This is a genomic window from Saccharomonospora xinjiangensis XJ-54, assembly GCF_000258175.1.
Taxonomy (GTDB): domain Bacteria; phylum Actinomycetota; class Actinomycetes; order Mycobacteriales; family Pseudonocardiaceae; genus Saccharomonospora; species Saccharomonospora xinjiangensis.
Window position 1 is genome coordinate 3,543,890 of sequence record NZ_JH636049.1, and the last position, 17,742, is coordinate 3,561,631.

Annotated in this window: 18 protein-coding genes and 1 tRNA gene; 10 read left to right on the forward strand and 9 right to left on the reverse strand. The window is 67.5% G+C overall.

Annotated features, from left to right (window positions below; all coding sequences use genetic code 11):
* Positions 1–20: 20 nt before the first annotated feature.
* From SACXIDRAFT_RS16100 to SACXIDRAFT_RS16115, 4 genes are all read left to right on the forward strand, one after another.
* Positions 21–1,424, forward strand: a complete 1,404-nt coding sequence (locus SACXIDRAFT_RS16100) for an MFS transporter (protein WP_006239667.1) — start codon at positions 21–23, stop codon at positions 1,422–1,424.
* A 9-nt stretch (positions 1,425–1,433) separates the two neighbouring features.
* Positions 1,434–2,621, forward strand: coding sequence for a hypothetical protein (locus SACXIDRAFT_RS16105; protein ID WP_006239668.1), 1,188 nt, complete (start codon positions 1,434–1,436; stop codon positions 2,619–2,621).
* Positions 2,611–3,186, forward strand: coding sequence for a methyltransferase domain-containing protein (locus SACXIDRAFT_RS16110; protein ID WP_006239669.1), 576 nt, complete (start codon positions 2,611–2,613; stop codon positions 3,184–3,186). Before SACXIDRAFT_RS16105 ends, SACXIDRAFT_RS16110 begins: the two co-directional genes overlap by 11 nt.
* Before the next feature lie 232 nt (positions 3,187–3,418).
* Positions 3,419–3,607, forward strand: a complete 189-nt coding sequence (locus SACXIDRAFT_RS16115) for a PspC domain-containing protein (RefSeq protein WP_006239670.1) — start codon at positions 3,419–3,421, stop codon at positions 3,605–3,607.
* Between the two features lie 19 nt (positions 3,608–3,626).
* On the opposite strand, the gene SACXIDRAFT_RS16120 is transcribed toward SACXIDRAFT_RS16115, so the two are convergent.
* The 5 genes from SACXIDRAFT_RS16120 to SACXIDRAFT_RS16140 all read right to left on the reverse strand — a co-directional run bounded on the left by SACXIDRAFT_RS16120 (position 3,627) and on the right by SACXIDRAFT_RS16140 (position 9,074).
* Complete coding sequence (locus tag SACXIDRAFT_RS16120; protein ID WP_006239671.1) at positions 3,627–4,430, reverse strand: pentapeptide repeat-containing protein; 804 nt, start codon at positions 4,428–4,430, stop codon at positions 3,627–3,629.
* Between the two features lie 187 nt (positions 4,431–4,617).
* Complete coding sequence (locus SACXIDRAFT_RS16125) at positions 4,618–5,436, reverse strand: hypothetical protein (RefSeq protein ID WP_006239672.1); 819 nt, start codon at positions 5,434–5,436, stop codon at positions 4,618–4,620.
* A gap of 481 nt (positions 5,437–5,917) precedes the next feature.
* A complete protein-coding gene (locus SACXIDRAFT_RS16130; RefSeq protein ID WP_006239673.1) occupies positions 5,918–6,709 on the reverse strand; it encodes an APH(3')-II family aminoglycoside O-phosphotransferase in 792 nt (263 codons plus the stop codon).
* A 1,043-nt stretch (positions 6,710–7,752) separates the two neighbouring features.
* Entirely contained in the window at positions 7,753–8,283 is a 531-nt protein-coding gene (locus SACXIDRAFT_RS16135) for a GNAT family N-acetyltransferase (RefSeq protein ID WP_006239675.1), read from the reverse strand.
* On the reverse strand, positions 8,283–9,074 hold the full coding sequence (locus SACXIDRAFT_RS16140) for a GntR family transcriptional regulator (RefSeq protein WP_006239676.1): 792 nt from the start codon (positions 9,072–9,074) through the stop codon (positions 8,283–8,285). Before SACXIDRAFT_RS16140 ends, SACXIDRAFT_RS16135 begins: the two co-directional genes overlap by 1 nt.
* Before the next feature lie 143 nt (positions 9,075–9,217).
* Between SACXIDRAFT_RS16140 and SACXIDRAFT_RS16145 the strand changes: the two genes are divergently transcribed.
* Genes SACXIDRAFT_RS16145 through SACXIDRAFT_RS16155 form a run of 3 tightly spaced genes read left to right on the forward strand, consistent with a single transcriptional unit; the run spans position 9,218 to position 12,140 of the window.
* Entirely contained in the window at positions 9,218–9,616 is a 399-nt protein-coding gene (locus SACXIDRAFT_RS16145) for a hypothetical protein (RefSeq protein ID WP_006239678.1), read from the forward strand.
* A gap of 2 nt (positions 9,617–9,618) precedes the next feature.
* The gene (locus tag SACXIDRAFT_RS16150) at positions 9,619–10,971 is read left to right on the forward strand and encodes a replication initiator (RefSeq protein ID WP_006239679.1); all 1,353 of its coding nucleotides are present in this window, start codon (positions 9,619–9,621) and stop codon (positions 10,969–10,971) included.
* On the forward strand, positions 10,971–12,140 hold the full coding sequence (locus tag SACXIDRAFT_RS16155; RefSeq protein WP_006239680.1) for a tyrosine-type recombinase/integrase: 1,170 nt from the start codon (positions 10,971–10,973) through the stop codon (positions 12,138–12,140). Before SACXIDRAFT_RS16150 ends, SACXIDRAFT_RS16155 begins: the two co-directional genes overlap by 1 nt.
* A gap of 79 nt (positions 12,141–12,219) precedes the next feature.
* Here SACXIDRAFT_RS16155 and SACXIDRAFT_RS16160 read toward each other — a convergent pair.
* Positions 12,220–12,292: transfer RNA gene (locus SACXIDRAFT_RS16160), tRNA-Lys, on the reverse strand.
* A gap of 190 nt (positions 12,293–12,482) precedes the next feature.
* Here SACXIDRAFT_RS16160 and SACXIDRAFT_RS16165 point away from each other — a divergent pair.
* Positions 12,483–13,673, forward strand: coding sequence for a L,D-transpeptidase (locus SACXIDRAFT_RS16165; RefSeq protein WP_006239681.1), 1,191 nt, complete (start codon positions 12,483–12,485; stop codon positions 13,671–13,673).
* 43 nt (positions 13,674–13,716) lie between these two features.
* Here SACXIDRAFT_RS16165 and SACXIDRAFT_RS16170 read toward each other — a convergent pair whose 3' ends face one another.
* On the reverse strand, positions 13,717–14,148 hold the full coding sequence (locus SACXIDRAFT_RS16170; RefSeq protein WP_006239682.1) for an ester cyclase: 432 nt from the start codon (positions 14,146–14,148) through the stop codon (positions 13,717–13,719).
* Positions 14,149–14,345: 197 nt separating this feature from the next.
* Between SACXIDRAFT_RS16170 and SACXIDRAFT_RS16175 the strand changes: the two genes are divergently transcribed.
* Both SACXIDRAFT_RS16175 and SACXIDRAFT_RS16180 read left to right on the forward strand, forming a co-directional pair.
* A complete protein-coding gene (locus tag SACXIDRAFT_RS16175) occupies positions 14,346–14,780 on the forward strand; it encodes a hypothetical protein (RefSeq protein WP_006239683.1) in 435 nt (144 codons plus the stop codon).
* Positions 14,781–15,018: 238 nt separating this feature from the next.
* Entirely contained in the window at positions 15,019–15,381 is a 363-nt protein-coding gene (locus SACXIDRAFT_RS16180; RefSeq protein WP_006239684.1) for a hypothetical protein, read from the forward strand.
* A gap of 241 nt (positions 15,382–15,622) precedes the next feature.
* Here the strand turns inward: SACXIDRAFT_RS16180 and SACXIDRAFT_RS16185 are convergent, their stop codons facing one another.
* The gene (locus SACXIDRAFT_RS16185; RefSeq protein WP_006239685.1) at positions 15,623–16,768 is read right to left on the reverse strand and encodes an acyl-CoA dehydrogenase family protein; all 1,146 of its coding nucleotides are present in this window, start codon (positions 16,766–16,768) and stop codon (positions 15,623–15,625) included.
* A 1-nt stretch (position 16,769) separates the two neighbouring features.
* Positions 16,770–17,636: a 3-hydroxybutyryl-CoA dehydrogenase gene (locus tag SACXIDRAFT_RS16190; protein WP_006239686.1), complete on the reverse strand. Its 867-nt coding sequence runs from the start codon at positions 17,634–17,636 to the stop codon at positions 16,770–16,772.
* Positions 17,637–17,742 lie beyond the last annotated feature (106 nt).

Sequence of the window (17,742 nt, forward strand, 5' to 3'; positions counted from 1 at the left end):
CCAGGATGGTGGTCGCCGAGATGCTTGTGCTTGTCGCCTGCGTGGCGCAGTTCCTCGTGGTGCTCGACGTCTCGATCGTCAACGTGGCACTGCCCTCGATGGAGGTGGCGCTCGGGCTCGACAAGGCGGGCGCTCAGTGGGTCGTCAATGCCTACGTGCTGGTGTTCGCCGGGTTCCTGCTGGTCGGTGGGCGTCTTGCCGACCTTCTCGGGCTGCGCGGGGTCTTCCTCGCGGGGCTCGTCGTGTTCACGGCGGCGAGTCTGATTGGCGGTGCGGCCACCGACGCGGCGGTCGTCATCGCCTCCCGCGCAGGCCAGGGCCTGGGTGCCGCGGTGCTCGCCCCGGCAACGGTCACCATGCTCACCACCACCGTTCCCGAAGGGCCACGGCGTCATCGCGCACTCGCGGTCTGGACCGCGGTCGGCCTGGCTGGCGGCACCATGGGAAACCTCGTCGGCGGACTGCTGACGGAGTTCCTGTCCTGGCGGTGGGTGTTCCTCGGCAACGTGCCGGCCGGGATCCTCGCGCTGCTGCTCGGCCTGCGCGCTCTGCCGCGCGGTCACACGCCGCGCCGTCGCCGTCCCGTGGACCTTCCCGGCGCTGTGCTGGCCACCTCGGGGCTTTCCGCCCTCGCGTACGCCGTCGTCCGCTGGGGCTCGCCCGGCGGGAACTCGCCGTCCACCTGGGTGGCACTGGCCGTCGCCGCAGGCGCGTTCGCGGCGTTCGCCGTGGTGGAGGTGCGCTTCGCGCGGGTTCCGCTGCTTCCGCCGAGCCTCCTCGGCATCCGGTCCGTCGTGCGAGGCAACGTCGTGCTGCTGCTCGTGGGAGCCTGCCTCAATCCGATGTGGTACTTCCTGACGTTCACGATGCGGGACGTGCTCGGGTTCGGACCGCTGCTCACGGGGCTCGGCTTCCTTCCGCACACGGTGCTCACCATCGTCGTCGGTGTCTGGCTCACGCCGAAGCTGATGCGCGTGGTGGAGCCGCGCACGCTCGTGGTGACGGGCGCTGCGGTGGCCGCGGCCGGGTTCGCGTGGCAGAGCGGGCTCGACGCAGGCACCGAGTATCTAGCCGGCATCCTTGGGCCCGCGATTCTCATTTCCCTTGGCGGCGGGCTGCTCAACACTCCTGTCACAGTGCTGGCCACCAGCGGTGTGCCTGCCGACGACGCCGGTGCGGCGTCGGGGCTGCTCAACACCACCAAGCAGGTCGGAGGCGCACTGGGACTGGCCGCGCTGGTCGCCGTGTCCGGCTCGGCTTCGCACGGCGGCACACCGATCGCCGAAGGATACGCACTCGCTTTTCTGATCATGGCGGTGCTCCTGGTGGCCACCGCCTGCTATGCCCTGCTGCTGCCTCGCTCGGTCTCGGTCGCCACAGCGGGCGGAGTGCGGGCTCGCGTAGCCGATGATCGGCGTGGGTAGCCCGCACCGGTGAGCGACACCGAGGAACCGGACCACCCGAAAACACCTCATGAAGACGCAGGGGACGGGGCGGGCGAACCGCCTCCGACCGTGGTCGTCGGCCTTCTCTGCGATCCCGGACTGCCGAGCGACGTGGTGAACGCCTTCGTCGGCGACCTCGAACACGATCTGTCGGAACATGTCAGCGGCGCGGTCACGTGGGAGGTGCGCATGCGCACCGAGTCGCTCCGGATCGATGAGGACGGCACGGTGCCCATCGTGCGGCTCGCGCAGGTTCTTCGACCGGAGCTGGGTTGGGATCTCCTGCTGTGCGTCACCGACCTTCCCCGGCAGCTCAGCACCACGCCGGTCGTGGCGGACATCAGCGTCCGGCACGGCGTGGCACTCGCCTCGCTGCCCGCACTCGGTGTTGTGGGGGTGAAGCGGCGAATGCGGGACACCGTCCTCTACCTCGCGGGCGAGCTGGGCAGGGGCATCGTCGGCGGGCGAGCCGGGCGCGAGCGCCGACGCGCGGGCGGGAAGTTCACCCCGGTCGCCTGGGTGGATCGTCCCGACGCCGCCATCGAGGTGAGCCTCGTGCTCGTCGGCCTGTGGGGCAGGTTGCGGCTGCTGGCAGGCATGGTGTGGGACAACAAGCCGTGGCGGCTGGTTCCCGAGTTGTCCACCGCGCTGGCCGCTGGAGTCGCCGCCGCGGCGTTCGGCATCTTCTATAGCAGCATCTGGTTACTCGCCGACGCGCTGAGCGTGCGACGACTCGCGCTCGTCAGCCTTCTCGCGATCGCGGCGATGGTGGCGTGGCTGATCGCGTACAACCGGCTGTGGGAAAGTTCGGGATCGGCTCCAGAATCGCCAAGGACGAAGGTCGTCCTCTACAACCTGTCCTCGGTGGTGTCGCTGACCGTCGGCGTCGCGTCCTGGTACCTGATGTTGTTCGTGGTGACGTTCGCAGGCGCCTTCGCAGTGATCGAAAACGGGTACCTGGAGCGGACGCTGGGACATCCGGTGAATCTCGGCGACTACCTCACACTGGCCTGGCTGGCCAGTTCCATGGGCACGTTCGCTGGCGCATTGGGGTCCAGTCTGGAGAGCGAGGACGCGGTGTACCGTGCCGCCTACAGCAGGAGGGAACGGCAACGGCGCAGGCGCACGCGGCAGGCGCGCGAGGCGGAAGAGGCACCCGGCAACGATGAGGCGTGAATCCTGGCGGGACGACGCGGCGCGATGGAACGCACGTTACGCGGCTACTCCTCCGGCGTTCGAGCCGCATCCGCTCGTGAAACAAGCGTGCGGGGTGGGATTCCCTGACGGGCCTGTGCTGGAGCTGGCGTGCGGCCGATCGGGGAGCGCGCTGGCGCTGGCGGCGCGGGGCCGCCGCGTCCTCGCGGTGGATACCTCCGACGTGGCGTTGCGGCAGCTCCGCACCGAGGCACATCGGCGTGGGCTCGGCGGCCAGCTGTGGTGTGTGCTGGCGGATGCCCGCGCGTTCGTCCCCGTGCGCGGTGCGTTCGGGCTGGTGCTGGCGACGCTGTTCTGGGACGCGGCCGTGTTCCGCTCCGCCCGTGAGGCCGTGGCGCCAGGCGGGCTGCTGGCGTGGGAGGCGCTCGCCGAGTCGGGCGAGGCCGGTGCCACTCGGTTCAGGGTGCGGCCAGGCCAACTCGCGGCCGAACTCGGCGAGCGTTGGGAGATCCTGGCCGAAGGCGAGGCAAGGACGCCGCAGCGGCACGGCACCTGCTGGGTGCTCGCGCGTGCGGCCCTGCGGTGAAACGGCGCTCTGTGCGCCGGTTGTTCGCTCCGCGCAGCGCGACGACGGCGAACTCGTCAAAGCTGCTACTGTCTTTGAGCTGAGTCGGGTGTGATCGAGGCACCGTCGAAGTTGTTGATCACCCTGCTGGACCGAAGCCGCGGCAGCCGAAGCCGGTTCTCAGGGTGTGGATCGTGGACAAGTCCGGGTCGTCCCCGATGCGGGCGTGCACCGTCGCTCCCACACTGAAGACATGGCAACCACCACCGTTGTGTCCCGTTCCCGAACCGACCGCATGATCGGTGGCGTCTGCGCGGGCATCGCACGCCGCTACGGATGGAGGACTCGCACCGTGCGGCTGGTCTTCCTCGCCTCGTGTGTGCTGCCGGGACCGCAGTTCCTGCTGTACCTGGTGTTGTGGGCCGTGCTGCCCGAGGAGTGAGCGGGCCGGTCACCAGTGGTCACCAGTGGGCAGGGCGCGCCAGCCGCTCGGGAAGCCGGGTGCTCGCGTCGCCGACAGCGGCGTTGAGTTGCGCCTGGGTGAGGAAGAAGCACCCCGAGAGGTCAGCCCCCCGAAGATCCGTGTCGCGCAGATCGGCGCCGAGAAAATCCGCATCCCGCAGATCGGCTCTCCGTAGATCGGCGCCGATGAGGAGAGCGCCACGCAACGTGGACCCGCGCAGAGCGGCGCCGCGCAGCCGCCGTCCGGCCAGGTCGGCACCTCGGTGATCCCGGCCGTTGCCTGCCCGTGCCCTGACGGCCTGGCTCACCTCCGCCAGCAGCGGGCCGACCTGCTGGCGTTGTGCGGCGATGTCGGTGGCGGCGAGCTTCTCCGGCTCGGCACCGGCGAGCGCGTCGATGCGGTGGAACTCGCGACGTACCCGCTCGCGCAGTCGCGGGGCGGGAAGCTCCAGCGCTTCGGCGAGGTAGCCGAGGATCTCGTGAAGATGCCGCGCGACCGTGAAGGCGGCGAACATCGGCTGTGCGAGCCGGGGCTCGTCTCGCCAGTTCCGGCCACCGAAAGCCTGGGTGACACGCTGGCCCGCGCCGAAGCAGTCGAACACGGTGCACCCGGTGAAGCCCTTCGGGCGCAGCTCGGCGTGCACCCGGCAGCGGAATGACACGTCGAGGTGGTGGCAGGCGTCTCCCGCATCCTTGTCGGCAGGGAACCCCGCCGATTTCTGGAACGGCAGGGCAACGCAGCAGAGCCCCGCGCACCGCGAACAGTCGGCCCGCAAATCCTCCGGCGCCGCTACCGGCTCCACGGTTCCATCACATCCTTCGGGCTCGGCTGCCCCTGCTGTCGTCTCGCGGTGCGGGACATTCGGTTCTGGTCTCGCGGCGCGGGACATTCGGTTCTGGTCTCGCGGTGCGGGACATTCGGTTCTGGTCCCGTGGTGCGGGACGTCTTCCATCGTCCCGCACCACGGGAGGTGTGCCGCGCCCCGGTCCTCAGACGGGGCCTGCGCTCCTCGCCGCGTCAGCAGGGTGGGTCGCGAGCCAGCCCTCGTCGGCAGGCGGGGTGGCATCGACGAGACGGGAGAAGAGTTCTATCACCGCGTCCTCCAGCAGGTGTGCCGTCGGCGCCACGACGGCCGCGATGTGGTCGTCGAGTGTCGTCGAATCACTGCTCCAGGGGTGGGAGCAGGCGGCGATGAGCACAGCCTGCTCGATTGCCAGCCGCATCCTCCCGCACGCGGGAAGGAACGTTCCGGCGATGTCGAGTGTGGCGGCCACGGCGGCGTCGGCGGCGAGAGCGGAGAGCGCGCGTGACACAGCGGCCGACACGTCGGCGCCCGAGATGCCGTGGTCGTGCCATGGTGCGCTCGTCCACGGCCCCCACGACGCGCGGCGCACAGCGGCGAGGGGTGCTTCGATCAGCTCCGCCGCCTCGGCGACACGCAGCACAGGTGCTCCTTCGGCGAGGCAGGCCGCGGCCAGGTTCAACGAAGGAACGAGGCGCAGCCACGCCGGGGTGTGGACCCGTACGAGCCAGTCCATCGCGAGCAACGAGCGTTGCCGGTCGAGGCCGTCGCCCGAGGTGGCGGCGAGTCCGGGGACGAACTGCTTGAGCCGTTGCCGCTTCGCATGGGCGAGCCGCTCGCTCAGCACCGACGAGGTGGCGAGCAGCACCGGGGAGAGGCAGCGGGGGCGGTGGGAGTGGCGTTCGCCCGCGAACCATGCCACGGCTTCCGGCAGGCTCACCGACGAACTCCGGACCGGAGTGGCCTTCCCGGTGATAGTGATCGTGCCGAGGTCGCACGTCTCCATGTGCGCTTCCGCCCCCACCGCAAATCGGAATAATCTCGAAAACCCACGATCGTGGAAGGCTGCCGCCCGGGCAAGCAGGTCACCCGTACGGCCGAGTGTGACGTCGGTCCCCGCATAATGATCTCGGTCACCAGCGCGCGTTGCCGATTCAGCAGTCCTGTACGCGGATGTCGCGAGCAACTTTGCCGCTGGTGGGGCCCACGGTCGTTGGCGGCTGATGGTGTGCTGGTCGTGGCCGGTGCGACGGGCGGAGAGGCGGCCATGCCGGCGCGTGAGGGCGATGTCGCGAACGTCAGACCAGCGTCGCCGCGGGGAGAGGTGCGCACGGTGCTTTCGGCACCGCACTGGCTCAGCGCGAAGTCCTGCTTTCGTAAGGCCAACCCCGAGAGGTGTCAACGAAAGGGCAGGCAGCTCATGCGCTTGGGCTGGTGAGGGACATCCACGATGCAACGGCTGAAGGCCATACCCGTTTGGTCAGTGCTCAGTAGAACTCGTCAAGAAGCCTGTAGAACGCGATTCGTTCCCCGTCAAGCTCCGGGATCCCATACTGATCGAGAAACAATGGGACCCATTTCTCGCCGAGTTCCTCGGCGATATCCCGAGTGGCCAATGCCACGTCTTGGTAGCGGTCAGCCAATCCCAATCGTCCGCAGTCGATGAACCCAGAAAAACGGCCTTTCTCCACCATGATGTTGGGCAGACAGGCGTCGCCATGTGTGACGACGAGATCCTCACGACGTGGTTTACGCGCCCGAAGCTCGGTAAAGAGGTCGTCCAGTTCGACGTTCTGGTTCTCTTCATCGAGGTCATCCTGGTCCACCAAACCCGCGTCCAAGCGCGCTCGGGCCTGTTCGACGCGGTGCTCGGCTCGATGGTCAAACGGGCAGGTGGTGGGGTCGAGTCGATGCAGATGATGAAGAGCCTGTGCCAAGATGGTCACCTTGGATGCGGGATCGATCGACGCTGATAGCAAGTCCCTGCCAGGGACCGCGCTGAGCAACAGCCAGTGCTGCCCCGCTTCGCGCACCTCGTCGAGCACGTCGGCGCAGGGCACTTCGGTCATCGACAGCCAGCGCAGGCGAGCCGCTTCGCCTGGCAGTTCGCTGAGTGGACCGGCTGGTTCCGTTTTGATGAAAAGAGAGGGCTTTCCCTCGGAGTCGAGCCGATATACCGCCGCTTCCGAGCACCCGATCGTCTGTAAGACCCACTCGTAGCTGGTGAGTCGCTCTTTCCACGCTTTCGGAGGATGGAAGGAGCGCGTCTGGGTGGGCATCGGACTCCTGATGCGTGATCGGGCGCTGTAGTGAACGAGATTCCGTTCAGGGTCTGTTCATATTACAGGGTGTAGTCGGGTTCTGACGCACCAGGGTTGAGCAGGTCCCGGGCGGGCGCCGGCTCGCGGGCGTTCGAATCGCCCATTGATCGCCTCCGTGGCCGCCTTGCTGGTGGCGGGCCTGTGACGCGCCTGCGCCGCGCTCGGTGCGTGGGCGGCGGGCTCCCTTTCAGTTCGAACCCGGTCGTGCCGGTCGGTGTGGCGGTACTGCCGTCTTCGCGTGGCGCTGGGACATGACGCCGGTTGCTCGGCTATGCGCACCGCGTAGCAGGCACGGCGAACATGGTGAGTTCCGTGCGTTTCGGTTGGCTTGCCGCAGGCATAAAAAATCCCCAGGCCGTTTGACCTGGGGTTTCTGTGCGCCATCAGGGACTCGAACCCCGAACCCGCTGATTAGCGGGCGACGTTTCGCGATGGTTTCTATCGTCTGTCGATCACTGCCGCTACCTGCGCTGATGGCGAATTGAGGCAGCGTTTTCGTGTCGTTGGTCGGCGTCCTCTGCCGTTGTTTGGGTTGGGTTTCGTTTGGCTCCGCCCTGCACACTTGGGGTGGCCTGGTGTTCCATCCCGTCTGACCTGGCGTAGCCCGATCACGCCGTGTCAAGGGGGCAACCTTGCTCGTTGACCGGCGGCTGACGTTGCCAGGCTTGCCCCCTTGGCGCGGCGTGATAGCCCTTGGGGAGGTCAGACGGGATGGAACACCTACCGGACCACCGACGAACCGCAACTGCCGGCACTTTCCCCGGCCATCCCGGAGACCTGCCCGCCCGGCGAGGGCATCTCTTCTTCTCTCCTGGCGGTCCCGCCGTGGTTCCCGGTCGCCTGCCTTCCGCTCCCGGGTCCGCGTGCGGGACGCCGGGACCGGCGTCAGCCGCACGCCCGGCGACCCGCTGGCGCGGACCCACAGACAGCAGGCAGGCGGCCCCGGCGGGGCCGCCCTTGAACATGTAGAGAAAGTCCTCACCGGATGTGTGCCGGGTGAGCTACGGGGCGGGGCTGACGTAGCAGTAGGCGGGCACGAGGCCGTGGCCTGAGTCGTGCTCGGTCACTCCGATCCTGCGCCATCCGAGACGTTCGTAGAGGCGAATCGCGGTCTGATCCTTCTCCATGACGTCCAGCACGAGGCGTAGCCCTTTACCGGCTGCGTGGTCCATCACGGCACGGGTGAGTAGTTCGCCCGCTCGATGTCCTCGGGCTTCGGGGTGGACGAACAGTCGGCCCAACACGGCGATGTCCGCGGCTGCGCCCTCGGCGGTCTTGCGGAACATGACGGCCGCTGCGTCGGTGTCCGTGGGCTCGGTGATGCAGGCATGGCCGACGACCTCACCGGCCAGTTCGGCAACCCACGCCTTCACCAGTCCGGCGGGCTTGAGCCACGCTTCCGGGTCGGCGATTCCTTCGACGGGGTAGCCATCCGTCTCGTGCACGGCCACCAGCGCGGCAGCGCACGCGGGAAGATCGTCCTCGTGGCGGGGACGGACCACCGGGGTCGTCTGCTGGTGCGGCTCGAACATCAGTCCTCCACGGGCATGGTGTAGTCCAGGCCGGTCAGGTCGGCGCGCATGACGAACCTTGTCACGTCGAACGGTCGGCCGAGGTGGTCGATGCCGGTGTGCAGCACATCGAGCACCGGAACACCGTCCGGGATGGACAGTCCTGTGGCTTCTTCGTGGGTGGGCATGCGGGCGGAGACTTCTTCGCGGATGCGGGTGATCGGGTGTCCGAGTTCCTCGAACCGCGCGTACAGGCTGCCCTTACCCATCTTCGCCGACGTGGCCAGCACCGAACCTTCCGCGATCTCCCACGGGATGTAGGTGACGCCGACCTGAACGGGGTCGTCGTCGGCGTAGTACCAGTTCTCCCGGCGCACCACGGACGGCTCGGCCGGGTCCACGCCCAGGCGCTCGGCGACATCCTCGGGCGGCTGGACACGCTCGATCGACGTGCAGTCCACGCGGGCCGTGCGGCCTTGCTTCGCCACCTCGGCGCGGTAGGGCGACAGTCCCGTCTCGTTCCGGAGACTGTGCGAGTAACGCTCGCTTCCGAAGCGGAGGAGGCGGCGCTTCTCGCGGACGAACACACCCTTGCCGTGGTGCGCGGTGACCAGACCCTCGTCGGTGAGCAGGCGAATGGCTTCGCGGGCGGTGTTGCGGGCCACGCCGTACTTGGCGGCCAACGCTCGTTCGGATGGCAGCTTGGCACCGGGAGGCAGGTCGCCCGAGGCGATCGCGCTGCGCAGCTCGCTTGCCACCTGACGGCTCGGGAGCTGCGTCCCGTCACTGTGACGGTCTGCGGAACTGTTCACGACGCCTCGATTGCTGTCAGCGGACCTGTCTTCATCGCGGTCAGTGTACTGGCTCAAGCCAGCTATTGACGGACGACGTGCGACGCGCTTTACTGGCTTAAGCCAGCAACTGGCTCAAGCCACTTCACTGGGAGGACATGGTCATGGGTGCGCTCGCGTTGGTCATCGATGAGCCGATTGTGGTGGAAGTTCCGGAGCGGTTCCGGTTCTCGGATGAGAACCCGCTGACGTTGGAGCCGTATGCGCTGGGCCGGTTTGGGGATCTGCCGCCGTACATCGAAGACGTGATTGTGGAGCAGGTGGGGCTGTCTCCGACGCGGTGGAACGCGTTGGTGGCCTCCGGTGACGTGTATTCGGTCGTGGGTGCTGATCAGTGGTTCTCGCTGGCGGAGTGGTTGCGTTGCGAGGTGGTGAGGCGCACGACGGGCACGTGTCCGAAGGATGCGTGCGGCAATTGCTGGGGAACCCTGCTGGAATTTGATGACGGCTCCTACACGGGCACGGTCGGTGCTGCGGTGCTGTGTATCTGCGCGGTGGACTGAGCATGGCCGAACGCGCGAGGTCGCCCCGGCTGGTGGCGGAATTGCCGGGCGAAGACGAGCGGTTGTCGCTGCTGCTGCGGGGCTCGGGGTTCCGTTCGTGGCGGGCCAAGGTGCAAGCGGTCGGCGGGTGCGCGAAGCCGGTCCGTCTGGCCGGATCAGCTTCGTGGGAGACGGCTGACGGTCAGCGGGTGCGGGAGTTGGAAGGCACGCTGTTGGCCGCGTGCGGCAACCGGCGGGAGTCGGTGTGCCCGTCGTGTGCGGACCGGTATTCGGCGGACACCTTCCACTTGATCCGTGCGGGCTTGTCCGGCGGCAAGGGCGTGGCGGAGGCGGTGACGGGGCATCCGCGGTTGTTCGTGACGCTGACCGCGCCGTCGTTCGGGCCTGTGCACAACCAGCCGACCACCCGCACCGGGCAGCGTCGCCCGTGCGCCTGCGGGACGACTCATCACGACTACGACCCCGCCTTGGGCACGCCGCTCGATCCGGAGGCCTACGACTACGTGGGCGCGGTGTTGTGGCAGGCGCACGCCTCGGAGTTGTGGCGGCGCTTCACCATCGCCTGCGCCCGCCATCTGGCCCGCGCCCTCGGGGTACGTCCGACCGCGCTGAGACACCACCTGCGGGTGTCGTACGTGAAGGTGGCGGAGTATCAGCGGCGGGGTCTGGTCCATTTTCACGCCGTGGTCCGCCTCGACGGACCCGACGGCCCCAACACGCCACCCCCAGCGGCGACCACGGTGGAGTTGCTGGAACGGGTGGTGCGCTCGGCAGCTCGGGCGGTGGCGGTGGACTCGCCACCTTCTGAGGCGGTGGGGTCCCGTCGGCTGGTGTGGGGAAGGCAGATCGACTGCCGCGCCATCACCGAGGCTGAGCCGAACGATCCGGCCATGTTGGTGCGGGGTTCCTCGGTGGCGTCCTACATCGCCAAGTACGCCACCAAAGGCACCGGCCACACCCCCGGCGCCGATGCTCCGATTCGCTCCGAACAACACATCGCCGACCTGGATGTCACCGACCACACCCGCACCATGATCCGCACTGCCTGGCGGCTCGGTAGCCTGCCCGAGCTGGCGGAACTGCGGTTGCGGAAGTGGGCGCACATGCTCGGCTTCCGGGGCCACTTCCTGACCAAGTCCCGCCGCTACTCCACCACATTCACCGCCCTGCGCGGCGCCCGCCGTGACCATCGCTTCGCCCACGAACTGGCGGCCCTCGGCATCCACGACCCCGGCCAGGTCACCGTCATCAACGACTGGGCACTCACCGGAGTCGGCTACCGCAGCCAGGCCGAACGCGACTTCGCCGCAGCCATCGCCGAAAAGGCCATCGCGGAGCGGGGGAGGAGTACCTGATGGCTCGTCCGCCGCTTCCTGTGGGAACGCACGGCAAGATCAAGGTCACCCGGAAGCCTGGGGGCGGGTTTGTCGCCAAGGCGAAGTACCGGGATTTCGACGGGGTGACACGGCTGGTCGAGCGATCGGGACACACTGAAACGGCGGCGCGGAATCGGCTTCGTGAAGCACTTCGCGATCGTTCGGCGCAGTCGGCGGGCGGTCTCATCACTGGTGATACGAAGTTCTCCGCTGCTGCGGATCTGTGGCTGCGTGAGGTCAGCTCGGCCGTGGAGACGGGGGACTTGTCGCCGAACTCGGCGTACCTCTACGAGCGCCAGCTCTGCAACTACGTGCTTCCGGCGCTGGGTGAGCTGCGGATACGGGAGGTCACGACGCCTCGGGTTGATGTGCTCCTTCAGGCTGTGCGGAAGCGGCGGAGTGCGGCGACGGCCAAGGTGGTGCGCAGTGTGGTGTCCGGCGTCATGGGGCTCGCGGCTCGGCATGGCGCGACGGCGACGAACCCGACTCGGGAGACCAAGAAGATCAGCTCGGGCGGGCAGCGCAGCGTCCGGGCGTTGACGGCGGACGAACGTGTGCGGTGGTTGGCTCAGCTCGAAGCCGATCCCTTCGCCGTCCGTAAGGATCTCCCGGACTTGACGCGGTTCATGCTCGCCACTGGTGTGCGCATCGGTGAGGCGCTGGCTGTCTCCTGGGATGAGGTCGATTTCGACGCTCGGACGGTTGACATCGAGTGGACTTTGGTGCGTATTCGCGGTGAGGGGCTGCGTCGTATCCCGCCGAAGACCGACAGCGGCAGGCGTGTGCTTCCTCTGCCTCTCTTCGCTGTCGAGATGCTCCAGCGGCGGGCGGCTGCGTACCCCGGCGAAGGACCGGCCATCGGCGCTGCTGCACCAGTCTTTCCCGATACGGCGGGCGGCTGGCGCGATCCGAGCAATACCCGAAGGGACCTGCGGACCGCGCGAGGAACCGAAGGGTTCGCGTGGGTCACCTCGCACGTGTTCCGCAAGACGTGCGCGACGATCCTCGATGAGGCACGCTTCACGCCCCGGCAGATTGCCGACCAACTCGGCCATGCGCGTCCCTCGCTCACCCAGGACGTGTACGTTGCCCGGAAGATGGCGAATCCGGCGGCGGCGGATGCCCTTCACGATGAACTGGGTACGTAGTCAAACCCCAAAAGGTTGGGTTTCGGTTGGCTTGTCGCGGACCTAAAAAATCCCCAGGCCGTTTGACCTGGGGTTTCTGTGCGCCATCAGGGACTCGAACCCCGAACCCGCTGATTAAGAGTCAGCTGCTCTGCCAGTTGAGCTAATGGCGCTTGCCGTTTCCGGTTCCGCTGTTCGCGGTCTGTCCCGGCGACGAGAGAAACAGTAGCACGCCCGTCGAAGAGCGTTTCCCGGGGCCCCCTCGTTCAGGGTTGGACACAAGTTGGTCAAGTCCCTGCACGCGCTGCGACCAGTGCGGGACACTCGCGACACGGTCGTGGCATGCGGTAATGGGAACGGGTGGTGTTTGTGACGCGAGGGCAGAGTCTCCGGACACGGTCGGGTGGCCGGTGGGGCTCGCTCCTGCTGGCTGCGGCCCTGCTGACGGGGTGTGGCGCGGCTGCGGAGACCGGTGAGCCGCCGTCGTCGCGGACGTCTACCGAGGCACCGAAACCCGTCCTGCTCGCGCTGTCGGTGAGCGATGGCGACACCGATGTCGAACCCGGCGACGCCATCACCGTGACCGCCGAACACGGCACCATCACGAAGGCCACCCTGATCGGCAAACACGGCACCCACGTCGAGGACGACCTCCGCGCGGAGGGCACCTTCTGGACAACAGCCGAACCCCTCGGCTACGGCAAGACCTACACGCTCAGCGTCGAGGCGAAGGGTGAGAACGGCAGGACGGTGAAGGAGGAATCCACCTTCACCACCGCGACGCCCGCTCGCACGGTCGCCGTCTCCGTCAACGTGTGGGACGACGAGACGGTGGGCGTCGGCATGCCGCTCATCTTCGACTTCACCGGCCCCGTGCCCGACCGTGACGCGGCCGAGGAAGCGCTGAACGTCACGGCGGAACCGAAAACCGAGGGCGATTTCCACTGGTTCGGAGACACGAGGGTGATCTGGCGGCCCAAGGAGTACTGGCAGCCGGGGACGGACGTCTCGATCGACGCGGACATCTACGGCAAGCACCTCGGTGACGGAACCTACGGCGCCGAGGACGAAGCCGTGGACTTCACGGTGGGCGACAAGCTCGTCGCCGTCGCCGACGGGCAGAAGCACACGATGACGGTGTCGATCAACGACGCGAACGTGCGGACCATGCCCATCTCGATGGGCAAGCCTGCCAGCCCGACCCCGCACGGCACCTACACCGTCATGAGCGAGCACAACGGTTACACCATGGACTCCAGCACCTACGGCGTCGCGGTGGACAGCGCGCAGGGATACCGTCTTTACGTTGACTACGCGGTGCGATTGTCGAACAGCGGCATCTTCTACCACTCCGCGCCCTGGTCGCTCGGTGACCAGGGCAACGCGAACGTCAGCCACGGGTGCATCAATCTGTCCACCGAGAACGCGGCCTGGCTGATGGGCAAGACGAAACGCGGGGACGTCTTCACGGTCAAGCGCAGCCGTGGTCCGGAGCTGGAGCCCACGGACGGCTGGAGCGTGTGGCAGATGTCCTGGGAGGAGTGGCAGAGCTAGTTCGGCGAGAAGCCCGGACAGGTGGGCTGCCCGGGCTTCGTCGTCAACGCCGCTGTTCCGCCGTTTCGGGAATGACGCCGAGCTGACGCAGCTGGCCGAACAGGTCGAAGCTGCCCCATTCCTCGACGACGCGGTCGTTCTCCCACTTGGTGAGCTGCATGCCGCTCATCACCCACGTCTTGCCCGTGCCGGGTATGCCGCGGAACTCATGGCGGGCGGTGCCGCCCATGGTCCAGCGTGCCGCGAGCAGGTCGCCGTCCACGAGAATGTCGTGGATGTCGCAGTGCACATCCGGGTTGGCCTGCCGCAGTTCGCTCATGAACTGCTTGTATCCCTCGATTCCCTCGAAGGGGAAGTTCGGGTAGTGGAACGTGCAGTGCGAGGAGTACATGTCGGCACACGCGTCGAGATCGCCCTCGTCGATGACGGCGTGGACCGTGCGGCGGGTGAGGTCCTTGCGCTCCTCGGGTGTCACCTGTGAACACCTCCTTCGCGCGCTGATGCCAGTTGTCTGCTGGGCCGGAAGAAGGCCCTCCTTCCAGAACACACGCGTCGTGGGGCAGTCAGTAGGGCCGTTCGTCACCGGCGGGCCGTCACAGCCACCCCGTGCCACGGTGTGCGGGCGGGCGGGTTAGGCCGGACCGGTCGGAAGTCGGCTGGTACAACCCCGGGATGGGTGTCACCTACGACTACTTCCGTGCTCCTGACGTCGAGGCCGCCTCACGAGCCCTCGACAGTCCCCGCGACTCGTCGATGGCCGACTTCGACGCCGTAGCGGCGAAATGGGTCGATCCCGCGGTCGTCCTCGGAAAGCTCGTCGCGCTCATCCGGGACGAGCCGTGGAATGTCGATCTGGCTCCGCTTGAGCTGTGCGGAGACGGAGCGGCGACGGAGGAACGGTTGGTGTGCGGACTCGGTCAGGACCTACGCGACACTCTCGCGGGCGTGGACGACAACAGGACGTCCGAGCTGGCCCGCGGCTGGGCCGCCGTCGAGGAGCTCGCGACGGTGTCCGACCCGGTGGGAGACCTGGTCGTCGATCTGATCGGTCTCGCGCGACGAGCGCGCGCCGCGCGAGACCACCTGTACGTCCTGATGAGTCTGTGAGCGGAGCGGCTGACGACCGACGACATCCGCCGTATTGGTCGGCACTACTACAACCGGTTCCTGACCAAGCGGCTGGCGAATCCATTGCTCGACGCCAAACAACTGGTGCTGTTCCAGAACGTACCCCGCAGCGATGTCGCCGCGCTGAGGCAGGCATTCGACACGGTGTCCGATCATGCGGGAAATCCAGCCTGGCCCGCATGTACGCGTCGATCAACAAGGGAGACAACTGGACGCCATGAACACAATCGAGGTCGAACGAAAGAGAGCACTCACCGACGCCACCGTATTGACGGCCCGGCTACTCAAGGGCGGCTACCGCGACGCGGGTGCCAGCATCGAGGTCGATACCTACTACAGCCGTCCCGACAGGGATTTCCTGTCCACGGTCGAGTGCCTGAGGGGCCGGCAACGCGCCGGGTTCGCCGAGACGGAAGTCATGGCCGATGATCCGGTCGCAGCGGCGACCCTGCTGGATCAGACCGAACGACAACTCGGTCTAACCGAGCACCCGGTCGTGAGTCTCCCGTATCGCGACCTGGTCCTCCGGCACGAGCAGATGATGCCGTTCACCGCAGGGACCCTGAGCGGCAGGGCTTGACACTCCCCGCGCCGACAGACCGGGGGACAACCTTGCTGCGAAAACGCCCACTGGGGTTTCATCGTGAAGCGGCGATGCTCTCTTCGCCTCCGCCGACAGGCTGACGAACGCACTGATCGCACGGGAAGAATGCTGCCACAGCTCACCGATGTGGCGGTGGAGTCAGACATCGAGTAGAGATGCTGACGCGCTGGTCAGGGACCCGCGAAGAACTCTCGCGGGTCCCTGACCAGCGTAAACGTCAGCCCTTCAGCAGTTGCCGGGCCATCACCATGCGCTGGATCTGGTTGGTGCCCTCGTAGATCTGCGTGATCTTCGCGTCGCGCATCATGCGCTCGACGGGGAAGTCCCGGGTGTAGCCCGCGCCGCCGAAGAGCTGCACAGCGTCCGTCGTGACCTCCATGGCGATGTCGGAGGCGTAGGTCTTCGCGGCGCTGGCGAGGAAACTCGCCCTCGCGTCGCCTCGCTCGGTGGCCGCGGCCGACGCGTACACCATGTGCCTCGCGGCCTCCACCTTCATCGCCATGTCGGCGAGCATGAACTGCACACCCTGGAACTGGCTGATGGCCTGACCGAACTGCTTGCGATCCTTGACGTACTCGACGGCGGCGTCGAGGGCGCCCTGCGCGATGCCCAGTGCCTGCGCGCCGATGGTCGGGCGCGTGTGGTCGAGCGTCGCCAGCGCGGTCTTGAGGCCCGTGCCGGGCTCCCCGATGATCCGGTTCGCCGGGATCGTGCAGTTCTCGAAGTAGATTTCGCGGGTGGGCGAGCCCTTGATGCCGAGCTTGCGCTCCTTCGGCCCCACCGAGAAACCCGGGTCGTCGGCGTGGACGACGAACGCCGAGATACCGCGCGCCTTCTTCTCCGCGTTGGGGTCGGTCACGGCCATCACCGTGTACCAGCTCGACTCGCCTGCGTTGGTGATCCAGCACTTGGTGCCGTTGAGCACCCAGTGGTCGCCGTCGAGGTGAGCCCGCGTGCGCATCGACGCGGTGTCGGAGCCTGCTTCCCGCTCGGACAGCGCGTACGACGCCGACGCCTCACCGCTGGCGATCGAGGGCAGCACGAGCTGCTTCAGCTCTTCCGATGCCGAGAGCAGGATGGGCTGCGTGCCCAGCTTGTTGACGGCGGGGATCAGCGACGCGGAGGCATCGACCCTCGCGACCTCCTCGATGACGATGCAGGCCGCGACCGCGTCCGCACCCTGGCCCGAGTACTCCTCGGGAATGTGCACAGCGTTGAATCCTGCCGCGGTCAGCGCCTGCGCGGCCTCAACCGGGTAGCGCTCCTGCTCGTCCACCTCGGCGGCGTGCGGGGCGATCTCCTTCTCGGCCAGTGCGCGAACGGCGGCGCGGAGCTCCTCGTGCTCCTCCGGCAACTGATACATGTCACTCTCCCCGGGTGTAGTCGTAGAAGCCGCGACCGGACTTCCTGCCGTAGAGCCCGGCCTCGACCATGCGCTGCAACAGCGGCGGCGGGGCGTAGAGGGGCTCCTTGTACTCCTCGTACATCGACTCGGCGACAGCCTTCGTGGTGTCGAGGCCGACGAGGTCCGCGAGCCGCAGCGGCCCCATCGGGTGGGCGCATCCCAGCACCATGCCGTTGTCGATGTCCTCCGGCGTCGCGTGCCCGGCCTCCACCATGCGGATGGCCGAAAGCAGGTAGGGGATGAGCAGGGCGTTGACCACGAAACCGGCGCGATCCGGCGCCTTGACCACGGTCTTGCCCAGCACGTCGGAGGCGAACGCGGCAGCGCGTGCCGCGGTGTCGTCGTCGGTGAGCAGGCTCGGGATCAGCTCGACGAGCTTCTGCACCGGGACGGGGTTGAAGAAGTGCAACCCCACGACCCGCTCAGGCCGCCCTGTCGCCATGGCCAGCCGCGTGATGGGCAGCGACGACGTGTTGGACGCCAGGACGGCGTCGGGTGCCACGATTTTGTCGAGCCTGCCGAACACGTCGAGCTTCACGGCCTCGTTCTCGGCGACGGCCTCGATCACCAGCTGCCGATCCGCGCAGGCGTCCAGCTCCGTCGAGAAGGTGAGCCGCGCGAGCGCGGCGTCGCGTTCCTCGGCCGAGAGCTTGCCCTTGTCCACGCCCTTTCCGAGCGATTTCTCGATCCGGCTCCGGCCCGCCTCGGCGGCTGCCGCATTCGCCTCGACGACGACAACGTCGAGACCGGCTCTCGCGGTCACCTCCGCGATGCCCGATCCCATCAGGCCCGCACCGATCACGCCGACTCGCGTGATGTCACCCATGACGATCCTTCCTGGCTGGTCTCGCGTTACCGGGGAGTTTAGTAGGGCGTCCTACTGTTTCCCATGTGCGTCGATGCGATCCTCCTCTCAAGAGGAACGCGGGAGA